Source organism: Hazenella coriacea (assembly GCF_004341825.1).
In the GTDB taxonomy this organism is placed as follows: Bacteria; Bacillota; Bacilli; order Thermoactinomycetales; family Thermoactinomycetaceae; genus Hazenella; species Hazenella coriacea.
On the sequence record NZ_SMAG01000005.1, the window covers coordinates 105,099 to 120,296 of the forward strand.

Genomic DNA, 15,198 nt, shown 5'->3' on the forward strand with positions numbered 1-15,198 from the left:
GTATGCAACTAAATAATCGGTTGACAGAGATGTTAGATATTCAATATCCCATCATTCAAGCGGGGATGGCAGGGCAAGTAACTTCTTCGGAGATGGTGGCAGCTGTTTCTAATGCTGGAGGTCTGGGGACATTGGGAGCAGGATATATGACACCTGAGATCATTCGCAAGCAGATTCAAGGTATTAAAAAACTAACTGATCGACCTTTTGCTGTTAATCTTTTTGTTACTCATTCTATTCCTACTTATTCACCAACAGAGATTCAAAATGCGAACGATCGACTCAAACCAATTCGTGACGAATTAAATCTCTCTACCCCAAAGATTGATGAATTCAGTATCCCTTTCGAAGAACAAATGAAAGTGGTATTAGAAGAACATGTGCCTGTCTTCAGCTTTACATTCGGAATGTTAGATTCTGCTTGGTTAACGAAATTGAAAGAAGCAGGGACCATCATAGTAGGAACTGCAACGACGGTTCGGGAAGCCATCTTCTTAGAACAAGCAGGTGTGGATGTAGTAGTTGGACAAGGCTCAGAAGCAGGAGGACATCGCGGAACTTTTTTGGGCGATTCCCAACATTCATTAGTAGGAACCATGGCACTGATTCCGCAAATGGTCGATCATGTCCAAATTCCAGTCATTGCGGCGGGGGGAATCATGGATGGAAGAGGAGTCCTAGCTGCATTGTCATTAGGAGCTGATGCTGTACAGTTAGGGACCGCTTTTTTAACGTGTACTGAGAGTCAAACACCGGTCGTTCATAAGGAATTGATCATGAACAGTACAGAAGAAGATACTGTACTTACGAGGTCTTTTTCAGGAAAACATGCACGTGGGATTGGAAATTCATTTATCACCCAGTTTAAGAAGTATGAAGAGAATTGGCCCGAATATCCGATTCAAAATGCTTTAACGCAAGATATTCGTAAAGCAGCATCCAAACAAGGACTTTCAGATTATATGTCACTCTGGGCGGGACAAGGTCTTCGATTGAGTCAAAAAAGATCTATTCATGAACTCATGCAATCGTTGGTTGCCGAAACAGAGCAAACATTGGAGCATCTTGGTTTGATGAAGAATTCCTTAAAATAAGATCACTAAACCTAAAAAAGAGAAGTCAAATGCAAAAAAAGGGCAAGTCAACTTCTCTTTTTTTAAGGTTTAAAGCGATCGATTATGTTTAAACAATGTTCACTAGAAAAAGATCCCTATTGAGGATGATGAACAGATCAAAGTTATTTTCTAAACCATTTTTAGTATAGGTTTAATCGTAGCTCCTGTTTCGGAGTCCTGGATCGCTTGGTTGATATCTTTGAAGTCATAAAATTTAACCAGCCTATCAAAAGGGAATTTTCCTTCTTTATACAAACTAATTAATTTAGGAATAAATACTTGAGGAATACTGTCTCCTTCAATAACCCCAACCACTCTTTTTTCTTTAGTTAATAAATCATTAATATCTAAGTGGACTTCAGCTCCAAATGGAGGAGCTCCTACAATAGCAACTTGACCCCGGAAGGTAAGTGCTTCAACCGCTTGTCGGAATACAGCAGGATGACCCGCTGTTTCTACAGCATATTGAACTCCCTTAGTAGTAATCTCAGTAATTTTTTTAACTGGATCGTCTACTTTAGCATTAATTGTATGAGTTGCACCTAGTTCTTTAGCTAGCTCAAGACGATGATCATGAATATCGACTGCAATAATCGTGGTACAGCCAATCGCTTTGGCCGCCATAAGAGCACTTAACCCTACAGCTCCAGATCCAAAAACAGCAATACTAGATCCTCCTTCAGGCTTTAAGGTGTTTAAAACTGCACCGCTTCCCGTTTGAATTCCACAACCTAAAGGCCCTAATAGGGAAAGATCTACATCTTTATCCACTTTGACAACATTTCTTTCATTGGCAACGGCATAGGTAGCAAAAGAGGATTGTCCAAAAAATGTAGATAATTGCTGATTATGGTGATGAAGCCGATGAGTTTGATCGCCCATTACACCTGTAAAGTTATATTCAAACATATATTCACATGCAAAAGGTTGTCCAGATAAACAACTTTTACAGTGTCCACATGAGCTATAGGATAGAACCACATGGTCTCCAGGTGCTACAGTTGTAACACCTTCACCCACCTCTTCTACAATCCCTGAACCTTCATGACCTAGAACAGCAGGGAGAGGGACAGGATATTCCTGATCTCTTGCCACCATGTCTGTATGACAAGTACCAGAGGCGACAATTTTAATTTTTACTTCACCAGCTTGTGGAGAGTCTAAAGTTACTTTTTCTAACTTAAAAGTCTCTCCTTTTCCATGAGTAACTGCTGCTGTAATTTCCATGTCATAACCCCCAAAAAAATAATTTAATTAGTTCATGTGTAGTATAAATCGTTTAACTTATTTCATACATTTAGCTAAGGACATGTCATCTTCATCTTCGGACGAGATAGAAACTAAAGATAGATCGAAAAAATTTTGAATACGGTATCGAAAAAGAATTATTTTATTGGACATAGTTATAAATTTTTGTTTAAAAAAAGGATTTCAGGATGAAAATATAAAATATTCTAATAGCATATAAATCATATATAAGAGCCCATTTTGTCACTTTTGAGAGGAGGGGGACCATGAGTACAGAAGACCTCATTAAAATCGCAGAAATATTCGATGAAAATACAGGTTGGTTTCTCGAATTTATGGGTTACTTTGTTGCTATTGGACTCGTAGCTATTTTTATCGTTCATATTTATCGATTTGCTACTGGGCAAAGTGATTGGCTAGGACGAGGAGAAGAACCCAATGTCGAGTTGACGCAAATTCAATCCGAGTTAAATCAAAAAGAAAAGGAAGAGTTGGAAGCTCAAGTTCGACAATACGAATTAGACAAAGTAAGTATAGATAAACGAGTCGAAGACTTAGAAAAAGAACTTCAAATGAAAGAAACGGAAATCGAATTAAAAAATACAGAGATAGATGATTGGGTCAACGAGTGGACAGCATTGAAACAATTATTTGAGGAGTTAGATGAAAAATACGATGATGAGACTTATGCAGCTTCGCAAATCATGTATACAGTAGAAGAAGTTGCTTTAGCCTTAGCCAATCAAGAAAATTTTCAAAAGAATAAAGGGGATATTTACATCAATTTGCTCGATTACCTTATTAACACCTTGAAAGGGTTTCGAGAAAAAAACCCAAGAGTTGTGATCCATATTAAAGACCCCAAGCGTGATGATGTATTAATCCATTATGCCCATTCTAGTGGTCATTCTCATCGCGTCAAAGATTTCCAACCAACGATTTATGGAAGCGCGGCAGGTAGAGCTTGGCGTACAGGGGAGATTTATTATATCCCCGATGTAGAAGCTCCTGATATTGAATATTATAATAAAGAGAGACCTAATAAATATTATCGGACTCTTCTGTGTGTTCCATTAAAAGCTGGAAATGACGCAAATACAAAAATCGGCGTTCTCTCTATAACGGGCAAGCCTGGAAATGCATATGAAAAAATAGAGATTGAACGGGTTATATTATTCTCTAGCCTATTATACCCATTGATCTATATGGACACCAAGATGAAGGGAGTCTCACCGAATGGCGAACATTAAGAAGGTGCCTAAGGAAGTTAGAAAAGAATTAAATAAATTATATCGGGAGGGACAGATCACACGAAAGCAATTAATGGATCAGATGAGAAATGGACTCTTTGATCAAGATCGCTTAGAGTTGAAGGAGCGGTTTAAACGTTTACTTGATAAGATTCCATATAAATAATAAAGTAAAGCCACGAGTCCATCTCTGTGGCTTTACTTTATTATGGGGAATCCTCTGGAAATGCAAAGACTCTCATTTTCTAAAGCATTAAGCACGAGCTAACTGTTCTTCTTTACAAGCCGTTGAACAGAAGTGTTCATGGGTTTGTTCACAGTCAGGACAAACGATATGACGTTGGTCACAAGTTACATTGCGACAATTTATATACTGATCAGCCGGTTTTCCACAATGTAGGCAGTGTGTAATGATCTTTTCATCTACCCGGTTAATTGGAACTCCGATTCGATCATCAAATACATAACATTTCCCTTCAAAGAGCTGTCCTTTTACTTCTGGATCTTTGCCATAGGTGACGATTCCACCATCTAACTGAACAACGTCTTTAAAACCTTCTTTGAGTAAGAGACCGGATAATTTTTCGCAACGAACTCCACCCGTACAGTAGGTCAAAATCTTACGGTTCTTGTACTCACCTAAATTCTCCTTAATCCAAGAGGGGAATTCCCTTGTAGTACGAACCGCAGGACGAATCGCGCCTTGGAAATGACCAAGATCATATTCAAAGTCATTGCGACCATCAATAATAATAACATCTTCTTTTTGTAGTAACTCATAAAATTCCTTTGGAGATACATGTTGTCCTGTTAACTCATTCGGGTTAATGTCATCAGATTCATCTAAATGCCAAGCGACTAATTCTTTTCGAGGTCGGACAGAGAGACGATGAAAGGCATGTCCATCATGTTCATCCACTTTAAATGGCATATCTGTAAATAAAGGATGCTGCTTCATGTAGTCCATATATTGCTTTGTTTGTTCTTTAACTCCTGAGAGTGTTCCATTAATTCCTTCATGAGAAACGAGAACTCGACCTTTTAACTCTAACTCTTTACATAATTGAAGATGTTCTTTAGCAAACTGAACGGGATCTTCTAATGGTACATATTTGTAATAAAGGAGTACTTGATAAGAAAGTTCGCTGGTTCCTTCTTGTCTCATTGTTCACACCTACTTCCTAACAATAGATACAACTATATATACTGACACAGATGTTCCTGATTCTCAAATAAAAAGAAGAGCCAATGGATGATTAAACAATATTAATAAGAATGGGTAGATTTTTTCATCTGAACGATGTATATTTATACATAAATATAAATAAATATTAAGATCAAGGAGTGATTAGGTGGTCAAGGAACAGGTTGGGGAATTTTCTATCAAAGGAAAAGATTGTTTAACTTTATCCGACTATACTGCAGATGAGATAAAAAATTTACTCATACTTTCATCTCAATTGAAGCATAAGCATAAAGCAGGAGAGCAAAATAAGGCGCTTGATGGGAAAGTTTTAGCTATGATTTTTGATAAACATTCAACTCGTACACGCGTCTCATTTGCTGTTGCGATGACTCAATTAGGTGGACAGTTCTTAGAATTATCTTCGAAAGAGCTCCAATATGAAAGAGGAGAGAGTATAGAAGATACCGCACGTATTCTATCTAGTTATGTGAATGGAATTATGATTCGGACTTCAAGTCATCAACATGTTGAAGAACTAGCGAAGCATGCGAGTGTCCCTGTAATCAATGGTTTGACAGATTTATATCATCCTTGCCAAGCATTAGCTGATCTTCTTACATTGCAAGAAAAAAAGGGAGACTTATCTCAATTGAAACTTGCTTATGTGGGTGATGGGAATAATGTGCTTCATTCATTGATGCATGGGGCAGCAGCTACAGGTTTGTCCTTATCAATCTCTACTCCTGAAGGGTATGAACCTATGAAGAAAGTGTGGGAGGCTATACAGATCGGGAAACAGCAAGGGATTCATATTGATTTTCATTTAGATCCTTATGAAGCTGTCAAAGAAGCTGATGCTATTTATACGGATGTTTGGGCCAGCATGGGGCAGGAAGAAGAAAAAGAGAGGCGCAATAAAGTATTCGCCCCTTATCAAGTGAATCAAAAATTAATGAAACAAGCGAAAAGCGATGCTGTTTTTATGCACTGCTTACCTGCTTATCGAGGATTGGAAGTTTCCACAGAAGTGATGGATGGAGCACAATCAGTTGTTTTCGCACAAGCTGAAAATCGTTTGCATACATCAAAAGCTTTACTTTTATCATTAATCGGGTAGGTTCATATTCTTTTATTGTATAATCATTCATTTTTTGGAGGTCATACTGATGTCGAAAGGGAAAATTATTTTAGCTTATTCAGGTGGTTTAGATACATCTGTAGCGATCAAGTGGCTAAGTGAACATGATCATTATGATGTAGTCGCAGTTGCTTTAGATGTAGGAGAAGGAAAGGATCTTGATTTTGTTAAGCAAAAAGCTCTACAAGTAGGCGCAATCAAATCCGTTGTGATTGATGCAAAGGAATGGTTTGCCAATGAATTCATTGCACCTGCACTGAAAGCGAATGCGATGTATGAAGGGAAATATCCATTAGTTTCTGCATTGTCACGCCCCTTAATCTCACAAGCATTGGTTCAAATTGCTATAGAGGAGGGAGCTGTAGCAGTCGCCCATGGGTGTACAGGGAAAGGAAATGACCAGGTTAGATTTGAAGTTTCTGTAAAAGCATTAGCTCCTGAACTTCAAATAGTGGCTCCTGTACGTGAATGGGCTATGTCTCGTGATGAAGAAATTGCTTATGCCCAACAACATCAAATTCCTATTCCCGTTGATTTAGATAATCCTTATAGTGTGGATCAAAATTTATGGGGAAGAAGTTGTGAGTGTGGAGTGTTAGAAAATCCCTGGTCAACTCCTCCAGAGGGAGCTTATGAATGGACAACACCATTAAATGAAACTCCAGATTCACCTACCGAAATAGAAATTGTGTTTGAACATGGAATCCCTACTCAATTAAATGGAACAAAGATGCCGCTTTTTGAAATTGTAAGTCAATTGAACAAAATTGCTGGTAATCATGGAGTTGGACGGATCGATCATGTTGAGAATCGTCTGGTAGGGATTAAGTCGAGAGAAGTATATGAGTCACCAGCAGCGATCACTTTAATGACTGCCCATAAAGAATTAGAGTTCTTAACTCAAACTCGTGACATCGCTCATTTTAAACCGATCATTGAGCAACAATGGGCAAAGTTGATCTATGATGGACTTTGGTTTTCACCTTTGAAAAAAGCTCTGGATGCTTTTATCGATGAAACACAAAAAACGGTATCGGGAAAAGTGCGTGTTTCTTTATTTAAAGGACATGCGACTGTTACAGGGAGACAATCTATGTACTCTCTCTACGATGAAAAGTTAGCCACCTATACATCAGAGGATACTTTTGATCATCAAGCAGCTGAAGGATTTATCCAATTATGGGGATTGCCCACTTCCGTTTATGCTCTAGTAAATAAAGAAAAGGAGAAAGAAAATGAAGTTGTGGGGGGGTAGGTTTACCAAGCCAACAAATCAATTAGTCGAAGAGTTTCAAGCATCAATCCTTTTCGATCAAGAACTGGTTGAAGAAGATATCCAGGGAAGTCTTGCGCATATTCAAATGCTTGGTGAATGCAAAATCATCCCACAAGAAGATGTTCAAAAAATTACTGATGGACTTAAGCGGATTTTAGAACGAGTAGGTAGGGGAGAAGTACAGTTTTCCTTGGAACAAGAAGATATTCATATGAATATCGAGAAGCTTTTAATTGATGAAATTGGCCCTGTTGGGGGAAAGTTGCATACAGGACGGAGTCGGAATGACCAAGTTGCTTTGGATCTGCATTTATATATACGTAAACAAACAGTGCAATTAGTCCAGTTACTGAGCCAACTTCAAGTCGTATTGTTAGAGCAAGCCGAAAAATATATTGATGTTATTTTACCAGGTTATACTCATCTTCAACGTGCACAACCCGTACGATTTTCTCATCATTTATTGGCATATGCTTCGATGTTCGAAAGAGATTTAGAACGATTAGTAGATAGTTTTAAACGGGTGAATACTTGTCCGCTCGGAGCAGGGGCAATGGCTGGAACAACTTTTCCTATTGACCGTAACCTGGTAGCTGATCAACTTGGTTTTGAGCGGATTTATGATAATAGTATGGATGCTGTGAGTGATCGCGACTATTTAGTTGAGTTTTTATCTATTTGTTCTTTGATCATGATTCATTTGTCTCGTTTATCTGAAGAGTTGATTCTATGGTCTAGTGAAGAGTTTCGATATGTTGAGTTGGATGACGCTTTTTGTACGGGAAGTAGTATGATGCCTCAAAAGAAAAATCCAGATATCCCAGAGTTGATTCGCGGAAAAACAGGAAGAGTATGTGGGCAATTATTTTCCTTGCTGATGATCCTTAAAGCTCTTCCACTCACTTATAACAAAGACATGCAAGAAGATAAAGAGGGGGTATTTGATACAGTCCGAACACTTACAGGTTCTCTCCAACTAATGGTTGGAATCATGGAAACAATAAAAGTGAACCAAACACAGATGAGGGAAAATGTAGAACAAGGTTTTTCTAATGCGACTGATTTAGCGGATTATCTTGTCAATAAAGGGTTGCCGTTCCGTCAAGCTCACGAAGTGGTGGGGCGAATGGTATTATTTTGCATTCAGCACGGGAAGGTTCTTTTGGATTGTAGTCTTGAGGAGTTTCAGTCGTTCTCTACGCTGATCGAAAAAGATATCTATATTAAATTAGAAGTAATATCTGTAGTAGAAGCTCGTAAGAGTGAAGGAGGAACAGCGAAAGTACAAGTAGAAAAAACATTAAAGTTGAAGAAACAAAAATTGGTTGAAATTAGAACATGGGTACAAGATCATAACAAAAATTAGATATAACAAACAGCTAATTGGCTATGTGGTTTAGAAGCTAATCAGCTGTTTGTTTTTTTTTGCAATCATTTCTCAATACTATAGTTAACTTATTATAGTGAGATAAATAAATTGAATAAAAAAGAATTTGGATGATGAAAACAGTCTTAAACAAAAAAATAACCGTTTTTCTACCCCTTTCCCCTCTAAGGTTACAAAATATTTGTTTTGTAACCTTGGAGGGGGTAAAACCCGTAAAACTGCCTCCTGTTTTATAGTTTATTTTACATAAATAGGGTTTCATCGTGATTTCTCTAAAAAAACAAAGCTCCTATTTTTGATTTTAAGACACTTGATTTCACATTCTAATATAAATACCCATAAACATATAAAAACATCTTAAAAACGATTTAAACGCGCTAAAATGGATATGTTAATTTATAGGAAGTTTAAGCTTTGTTTTTGGTAAGCACTCGTCTGTTTTCATCTGAATATAGACCAAAACACAAAAAACCTGTGCTCAGGGTCTTTAAAAAATGCATGTCTATTTTATTGCATTCCTTTTTTTAACCAATTGGCTACGTTTACCACTCGTTTAGCTTGATGTTGCACAGCTCCACGAACATCTTCTAACATCTTTCCGTCTTGATCAATGGTTACGCTAGTTCCATACGGATTTCCTCCAGCAGCATAAATCGATTGATCTGTATATCCAGGAGCTACTACGATCGCTCCCCAATGATACATAGTGGTATAAAGAGACAAAATCGTTTGTTCTTGACCACCATTTGAATTTTGCGCAGATGTCATGGCACTTACCACTTTGTTAGCTAGCTTTCCTTGAAACCATAGACCACCAGTGGTATCCAAAAATTGTTTCATTTGTGAAGCGATATTGCCGAAACGTGTGGGTGTACTAAAGATTATAGCGTCCGCCCAGACTAAATCATCTCCCGTTACATTTTTTACAGACACAGTTTCTTCTAGATGAGCTTTCCAAGCGGGGGTTCCTGCAATAACTGATTCCGGAGCAAGTTCTGCAACCTTTAATACTCTAGTGTCGGCTCCTGCTTCTTTTCCTCCTTCTGCCGCCCACTGAGCTAATTGATAATTGGTTCCCGTGGAACTGTAATAGATTACTGCAAGATTAATAGACATAAGAAAATTCATCTCCTTTTAATTGTCGTAAATAAATGGCTAGTAATTAATCCTTTTAGAAACCCAACATCCTCAAATAGTTTTCCCAGAATTAATTCACCTGGGGTCATCGTTTGTAAATCTGGTTTGATTGCAACTTATTGCCCGTATCATCAGATGCTAGAAACACTCCTATTTGAAACATGACCATTTTTTCTTTGTTTCTTTATATTGTTTGAGCATTCCCGAACAACTATTCATAAGAGGTCATGGTACTTTTTAGGTTAGTAGCATTTTTAGAAAAACAGAGAAGCAACGCAAAAGCGCTGCTTCTCTGTTTCCTCTTTGACTTTTTGAATCAATCCCAATAATCTACAGTTGCAGATCCACTAAAGTTTTCCCTTACATAAAATTCAGCCTTCTTATTGGAACCATCAACATAATTACCTATATCTCTGTAAATCACTTCGTCACCAGGATAAAGATAAAACCATAAATCACGTACATGATCATCCGCATTGTCAGGATCATATTCATATAATGCATACCAAGCTCCGCCACTAGGACCAGACACTACTTTAAACTTAAAGTCTCCCCCAGTAGAATATACATAATTAGTAGGGTTCTCACTAGAAGAAGTCGTACGTCTACCTACATAATCCCATACCCCATTAAATACTGTGTTTTCATTTGCACGAACTACGTAAACATCAGAAGCAATTTCAGTTTGACTTGCACTACTTTCGCTTGCGGCGAATGCTGATGAAAATGGAAGCGCCAACGCAAATGTTAATGCGAGTAAAGCTGTAGTGATTTTTTTCAACACCCATCACTCACTCTCGTTTATTTTCACTTCCGCCATTCTAAATAATTATAACATCCCCAATTACACTTATGTACATTTTTTGTATTTTTTAATAATATATACTATTTGATGCTAAAAATCACTTATTTTAGAATCGCTGTACTATAATCTAAATTTAGATAGTTAACTAAAACTCAGAGCGTTATCTTTAGCACTAAAATATGATTTTTGAATTGATCAAGAGTCATATTTTAGTGCTAAAGATAAATCGATATCATCGTATACTATAAAATGGAATCTTCTCATAAATTGGTTATTTTATAAGGATTCCCCAAAAATATGACCCTCTATTTTTCGTTTTAAGGCACTTGAAAATGCATTATAATACAAATACCTATAAAACATATAAAAACCCCTAAAATCAATTTAAACGCCCATATCAATCGATTACATTTATATCCAATTTCCCAATCGTCAAGAAAATGAAAAAATCTCCAATAATTACTTCTTTATCTAGAGTTTGTATTTTTTTCATTTGATCTCGAGCTATTCCTACTCGATTTAAACTTCCTTGACCCATTCCTTGGACCATAACTCGATTCCTCGGATCACAGGCTCTAAAGCGCGACCTTTATCGGTTAATGAATATTCGATTCGAACAGGAGTTTCTGGAAATACATTTCGTTTCACAATGCCTTTTAGTTCTAATTCTTTCAATCTCTCAGATAATAACCTCCCACTGATTGGCAGCGCTGATTCAATCGCGCAAAATCGATGAGGTCCTGAAAGAAGTTGATAAATAATTAGACCGTTCCAACGTTGACTAATTATTTTCATGCCCTTTTCAAATCGTGGACATAATGATGATGTCTGATTCATTTTATATCACCTCACTCTTTTAATTATAACGCAGAGTGATATTTAATAATATGATTATATTTTATCTGTTAGTTACTTGACATAAATAAATTTAATATATATACTTACTTACATAAAGTAACTAACAAACTTTAAATTCAGAGGTGACCCAATTTGGTTCCGTCATTATTCTTAGCTCATGGCTCCCCGATGTTGGCACTTGAACAAGATGCGTATACGACTTTCCTAGCTCATCTAGGCAGAAGTTTTCAACCCAAAGCGATCGTCATTTTTACTGCTCATTGGGAAAGTGATACAGTTACTATTTCTTCCACAGATGATGTACATGATACCATTTATGACTTCTATGGCTTTCCTGACGAACTCTATGCGATCAACTATCCTGCAAAAGGATCGACACAAATCGCAGAAAAAGTAAAAAAACGCTTCCAAGAGAATGGGATTCCAGTACAAATGAATGCAACAAGAGGATTAGATCATGGCTCTTGGACGATTTTATCTAGACTCTATCCTCATGCAGAGATCCCAGTTGTTCAAGTTTCAGTAAACCCTTCTCTATCTCCAAGAGAACAGCTTCACATTGGTCAATCACTTCAAGGTTTTGGAGAAGAAGATATTTTAGTGATTGGTAGCGGAGTCACCGTTCATAACTTAGGACGTCTTCATTGGGAGCAGAATACACCAGAGTCTTGGGCTGTTGAATTTGACGATTGGATTATTAAGCAAATTGAACATGGCGATATAGATACCTTGTTCAATTATGAAAGCTTAGCTCCTCATGCGAATTTAGCAGTTCCTACCAAAGAACACTTCGTTCCCCTCTTTATTACGATGGGAAGCGGAACACAAAATAAAACAAAAGTGATTCATCGAAGCTATAAATACGGAACATTAAGTTACCTCTGTTTCCAATTTTAATACCAGCAAGTTTGTAGTAAATAATAAAGTCAATTGGCTGGTTTACCCAGAAAAAATTCAAATTTAATTAAGGAGAGTGTTAAGCATGACTCAAAAACATGAAGTAGGTTTGCTTATGCTTCGCCTCGTATTAGGAGCAACATTCTTCATCCATGGACTTGTTAAATTTCAAGGTGGGATTGAGAATATCGCAGGTTGGTTTGATAGTATTGGGCTTCCTGGATTCTTAGCCTATGTGATCGCGACTATTGAACTTGTCGGTGGGATCGCTATGATCATCGGTTTGGGTACAAGGGTTATCGCTATTCTATTTGCTATTGTTATGATCGGGGCTATTATCACAGTTAAAGGCGCAGTAGGCTTTTTAGGAAATGGCCAAATGGCTGGGTATGAATTAGATCTCATTTTGATGTTTATCTCCATTCACCTTTTGATCAGCGGCTCCTCTTTATATGCTGTCGACTCATTATTTAGGAAAAAAACAAGTGAATCTATCGAACTGTAAAATATAAAGTTGAAACCCCGAATTTATATAATCACTCAGAAAAAATTCTGGGTGATTTTTTGTTAAAATTAAAGATGAAGATCTGATTGCTGTTGGTGGCTATCAGATCTTCTAATATGGATAAAAGAGAGCTACTTACCCTCTGAAAACTTCTTAAGATCTGCAATTTAAATAATGCTATGAACCTCCTCTTGATCAGTTCACTTGATAACTCTCTCTTCGATGTTTTCTTTGCTGATATCTTTCCTCTGCCTTTTCATATTGTTTTCGTTCTATTTCAGTTTCTGGGATCACTTTTGGGACTGGTGATGGCTTTCCATCTTCATCCACGGCAATAAAAGTTAGATATGCACTTGAAGTCAACTTTCTTTCAGATGTGATCAAATTCTCTGATTCTACTCTTACGAAAACCTCCATCGATGTTTTATGTGACCATGTGACATAAGCCTCAAGATTAATTGCTTCCCCTGTTTTGATGGGGGCCAAAAAATGAAAATTGTCACTTGAAACTGTGACGACGGGCTTCCGACAATGACGCATAGCTGCGATACAAGCAATTTTGTCTACATATGCCATCACTTTTCCACCAAAAATCGTATTATGATGGTTGGTATCAGGTGGAAACACCAAGTCTGTCATATAAGTTCTTGATTGGCTAATTCTTTTTACTTGATTACTCATTATCATTCTCCTTCGAAAAACCTTTCAGTTTTTTATTTTTATTTAGATTAGATATATAAAATAAAGAAGCATCTCCAACTACCGATCTGGAAGTTAGAGATGCAAAATAAACGGGGATAAGCAAAAATACCCCACAATATTATACATAATCTAACACCTCCCTATTTCCCGTAGGTCTAACAGTGTTGTCCAAACAGGCAGGTCTCCTGACTTAAGGATCATTACCAGCAACGCACCTTCCCAATCCATCTGGATCAGTGGTGAATAGATGATGCTGACTTCCCTATTACAGTGGCGGGACCGTGTCGGCTTTTCACCGAACTTCCCTTTTCATCCTTGAATCCTTTGAATTCAAGGAACCTGTTCGCACTATATGAAGTTAAATGTGATCGATATTTATGTTCATAACAAATATATCTTGACTATGAACATATTGTGACACTATGTAAATCAAAGAAAGGTTATCATCTCTATACAATTAAGTCAAATGGAATAATTAGACAATAAAAAATGGATAGATTCGTTGCTTTGTTACCAGAGATATTCTTCATTCAAAGAGTCATTTCCTTATAGTGTTACTGATTTTGCTCACCTTTTGATAGGGGATTAATAATTTTCAAAATAGTTTATATGAATACCAGCCGCTTGGAATATAATTATATTTGGGAGAATGATTAGAAATGACTCCATAGAGTAAGGTGGATAAAGAATATGAGTAAGAAAATCGTCTCAAACTCTGACGAGTTGGCCGAAGCATTAAAAAAAGCGACAGTAGGAACAGAGTGTTTTTTATAAACTCGCCGAAGGTCATCAAGGTAAGCTAAGAATATTGGAGGAGTTAGCCATCCCCCAATTCTGATGCTCCAGGCTAACCACTTACCATCTAGAAATGTACATCTCTCTTCATAAACCAATCGAAAAATCGACTCTCTCTGAATCAAAGAAGGAGTCGATTTTATTTATTACATTACAATTCCACCATCTACATGTAAGACTGTTCCGTTAATATAATCAGCTTCGTCTGAGGCGAGGAAAAGATATGCGTTGGCGATATCAGATGGTTTGCCTAAACGACCTACAGGGATTTGTTTTTTCAATTGATCAATGACTTTGTCTGGTACTTTTTCAACCATGCGAGTTTCAACAAAACCTGGTGCGATCGCATTTGCACGAATACCATGGCGCCCCAGTTCTTTCGCCCAAGTCTTCGTCATTCCAATCACACCTGACTTGGTAGCTGCATAGTTGGTCTGACCGATATTTCCATAGACTCCCGAAACGGAGGATGCTGTAATAATTCGGCCCCAACCCTGTTCTTTCATAGCGGGAACGACAGCTTGAGTACAATAGAAGACACCCGTCAGATTCACATTGATCACTCGTTGCCAGTTCTCTTCACTTAATTTATGAAGCATTCCATCCGCTGTAATTCCTGCATTATTAATTAAGATATCGATTCGACCCCACTTAGCCAGAGCCGCCTCTGCCATTCCTTGTACACTTTCTTTATTAGATACATCCACTTGATAAAAATCGACCTCTACACCCTCACTCTGTAACTCTTCGCATACTTTCTGGGCAGACTCAGCGTCATAGTCTGCAATTAGCAATTTAGCTCCTTCTCGTGCAAAAAGAACAGCTGTTTCTCGACCAATTCCATTGGCTGCTCCTGTAATAATCGCAACTCGATCTTTTAGTTTCATCCGTATTCCTCC

General features: G+C 37.5%; 15 protein-coding genes and 1 riboswitch. Of the genes, 8 read left to right on the forward strand and 7 right to left on the reverse strand.

All coding sequences use genetic code 11. The features are described 5' to 3' along the window. The first annotated feature begins 2 nt into the window (after positions 1-2). Positions 3-1,094 carry an NAD(P)H-dependent flavin oxidoreductase gene (locus EDD58_RS10230; RefSeq protein ID WP_131925250.1) on the forward strand — a complete coding sequence of 364 codons (1,092 nt, stop codon included), beginning with the start codon at positions 3-5 and terminating at the stop codon, positions 1,092-1,094. A gap of 150 nt (positions 1,095-1,244) precedes the next feature. Here EDD58_RS10230 and EDD58_RS10235 read toward each other — a convergent pair whose 3' ends face one another. Further along, on the reverse strand, positions 1,245-2,342 hold the full coding sequence (locus tag EDD58_RS10235; RefSeq protein ID WP_131925252.1) for an NAD(P)-dependent alcohol dehydrogenase: 1,098 nt from the start codon (positions 2,340-2,342) through the stop codon (positions 1,245-1,247). 287 nt (positions 2,343-2,629) lie between these two features. On the opposite strand from EDD58_RS10235, the gene EDD58_RS10240 reads away from it, so the two are divergent. Continuing rightward, the gene (locus EDD58_RS10240) at positions 2,630-3,613 is read left to right on the forward strand and encodes a GAF domain-containing protein (RefSeq protein WP_131925254.1); all 984 of its coding nucleotides are present in this window, start codon (positions 2,630-2,632) and stop codon (positions 3,611-3,613) included. 4 nt (positions 3,614-3,617) lie between these two features. After that, the gene (locus EDD58_RS14890; protein WP_207903289.1) at positions 3,618-3,779 is read left to right on the forward strand and encodes a hypothetical protein; all 162 of its coding nucleotides are present in this window, start codon (positions 3,618-3,620) and stop codon (positions 3,777-3,779) included. 87 nt (positions 3,780-3,866) lie between these two features. Here EDD58_RS14890 and trhO read toward each other — a convergent pair whose 3' ends face one another. After that, positions 3,867-4,778, reverse strand: a complete 912-nt coding sequence (trhO, locus tag EDD58_RS10245) for an oxygen-dependent tRNA uridine(34) hydroxylase TrhO (RefSeq protein ID WP_131925256.1) — start codon at positions 4,776-4,778, stop codon at positions 3,867-3,869. A gap of 187 nt (positions 4,779-4,965) precedes the next feature. Between trhO and argF the strand changes: the two genes are divergently transcribed. From argF to argH, 3 genes are read left to right on the forward strand one after another with little or no spacing between them, the layout of a single operon-like run. After that, complete coding sequence (gene argF, locus EDD58_RS10250) at positions 4,966-5,916, forward strand: ornithine carbamoyltransferase (protein ID WP_131925258.1); 951 nt, start codon at positions 4,966-4,968, stop codon at positions 5,914-5,916. 49 nt (positions 5,917-5,965) lie between these two features. Next, a complete protein-coding gene (locus EDD58_RS10255) occupies positions 5,966-7,192 on the forward strand; it encodes an argininosuccinate synthase (RefSeq protein ID WP_131925260.1) in 1,227 nt (408 codons plus the stop codon). After that, positions 7,173-8,579, forward strand: a complete 1,407-nt coding sequence (argH, locus tag EDD58_RS10260; protein ID WP_131925262.1) for an argininosuccinate lyase — start codon at positions 7,173-7,175, stop codon at positions 8,577-8,579. The genes EDD58_RS10255 and argH overlap by 20 nt, the downstream gene beginning before the upstream one ends. Positions 8,580-9,107: 528 nt before the next feature. Here the strand turns inward: argH and wrbA are convergent. The 3 genes from wrbA to EDD58_RS10275 all read right to left on the reverse strand — a co-directional run bounded on the left by wrbA (position 9,108) and on the right by EDD58_RS10275 (position 11,379). Continuing rightward, on the reverse strand, positions 9,108-9,716 hold the full coding sequence (wrbA, locus tag EDD58_RS10265; protein ID WP_424321663.1) for an NAD(P)H:quinone oxidoreductase: 609 nt from the start codon (positions 9,714-9,716) through the stop codon (positions 9,108-9,110). 337 nt (positions 9,717-10,053) lie between these two features. Next, positions 10,054-10,476 (reverse strand): hypothetical protein, encoded by a 423-nt coding sequence (locus EDD58_RS10270; RefSeq protein ID WP_243648710.1) that lies wholly within the window; start codon positions 10,474-10,476, stop codon positions 10,054-10,056. A gap of 585 nt (positions 10,477-11,061) precedes the next feature. Continuing rightward, a complete protein-coding gene (locus EDD58_RS10275) occupies positions 11,062-11,379 on the reverse strand; it encodes a winged helix-turn-helix transcriptional regulator (protein WP_131925268.1) in 318 nt (105 codons plus the stop codon). A gap of 153 nt (positions 11,380-11,532) precedes the next feature. Between EDD58_RS10275 and EDD58_RS10280 the strand changes: the two genes are divergently transcribed. Next, positions 11,533-12,297, forward strand: a complete 765-nt coding sequence (locus tag EDD58_RS10280) for a DODA-type extradiol aromatic ring-opening family dioxygenase (RefSeq protein ID WP_131925270.1) — start codon at positions 11,533-11,535, stop codon at positions 12,295-12,297. A gap of 85 nt (positions 12,298-12,382) precedes the next feature. After that, positions 12,383-12,802, forward strand: coding sequence for a DoxX family protein (locus tag EDD58_RS10285; RefSeq protein ID WP_131925272.1), 420 nt, complete (start codon positions 12,383-12,385; stop codon positions 12,800-12,802). A 195-nt stretch (positions 12,803-12,997) separates the two neighbouring features. On the opposite strand, the gene EDD58_RS10290 is transcribed toward EDD58_RS10285, so the two are convergent. Further along, positions 12,998-13,489 (reverse strand): acyl-CoA thioesterase, encoded by a 492-nt coding sequence (locus tag EDD58_RS10290; RefSeq protein ID WP_131925274.1) that lies wholly within the window; start codon positions 13,487-13,489, stop codon positions 12,998-13,000. A gap of 173 nt (positions 13,490-13,662) precedes the next feature. Beyond that, positions 13,663-13,862, reverse strand: a riboswitch (cobalamin riboswitch). A 583-nt stretch (positions 13,863-14,445) separates the two neighbouring features. Beyond that, entirely contained in the window at positions 14,446-15,186 is a 741-nt protein-coding gene (gene fabG / locus EDD58_RS10295; RefSeq protein WP_131925276.1) for a 3-oxoacyl-ACP reductase FabG, read from the reverse strand. Between the last annotated feature and the right edge of the window lie 12 nt (positions 15,187-15,198).

Coding starts and splice junctions, on each gene's coding strand:
- EDD58_RS10230 (WP_131925250.1), top strand. CDS start 3: ATGCAACTAAATAATCGGTTGACAGAGATGTTAGATATTCAATATCCC.
- EDD58_RS10235 (WP_131925252.1), bottom strand. CDS start 2,342: ATGGAAATTACAGCAGCAGTTACTCATGGAAAAGGAGAGACTTTTAAG.
- EDD58_RS10240 (WP_131925254.1), top strand. CDS start 2,630: ATGAGTACAGAAGACCTCATTAAAATCGCAGAAATATTCGATGAAAAT.
- trhO (WP_131925256.1), bottom strand. CDS start 4,778: ATGAGACAAGAAGGAACCAGCGAACTTTCTTATCAAGTACTCCTTTAT.
- EDD58_RS10255 (WP_131925260.1), top strand. CDS start 5,966: ATGTCGAAAGGGAAAATTATTTTAGCTTATTCAGGTGGTTTAGATACA.
- argH (WP_131925262.1), top strand. CDS start 7,173: ATGAAGTTGTGGGGGGGTAGGTTTACCAAGCCAACAAATCAATTAGTC.
- wrbA (WP_424321663.1), bottom strand. CDS start 9,716: ATGTCTATTAATCTTGCAGTAATCTATTACAGTTCCACGGGAACCAAT.
- EDD58_RS10275 (WP_131925268.1), bottom strand. CDS start 11,379: ATGAATCAGACATCATCATTATGTCCACGATTTGAAAAGGGCATGAAA.
- EDD58_RS10285 (WP_131925272.1), top strand. CDS start 12,383: ATGACTCAAAAACATGAAGTAGGTTTGCTTATGCTTCGCCTCGTATTA.
- EDD58_RS10290 (WP_131925274.1), bottom strand. CDS start 13,489: ATGATAATGAGTAATCAAGTAAAAAGAATTAGCCAATCAAGAACTTAT.
- fabG (WP_131925276.1), bottom strand. CDS start 15,186: ATGAAACTAAAAGATCGAGTTGCGATTATTACAGGAGCAGCCAATGGA.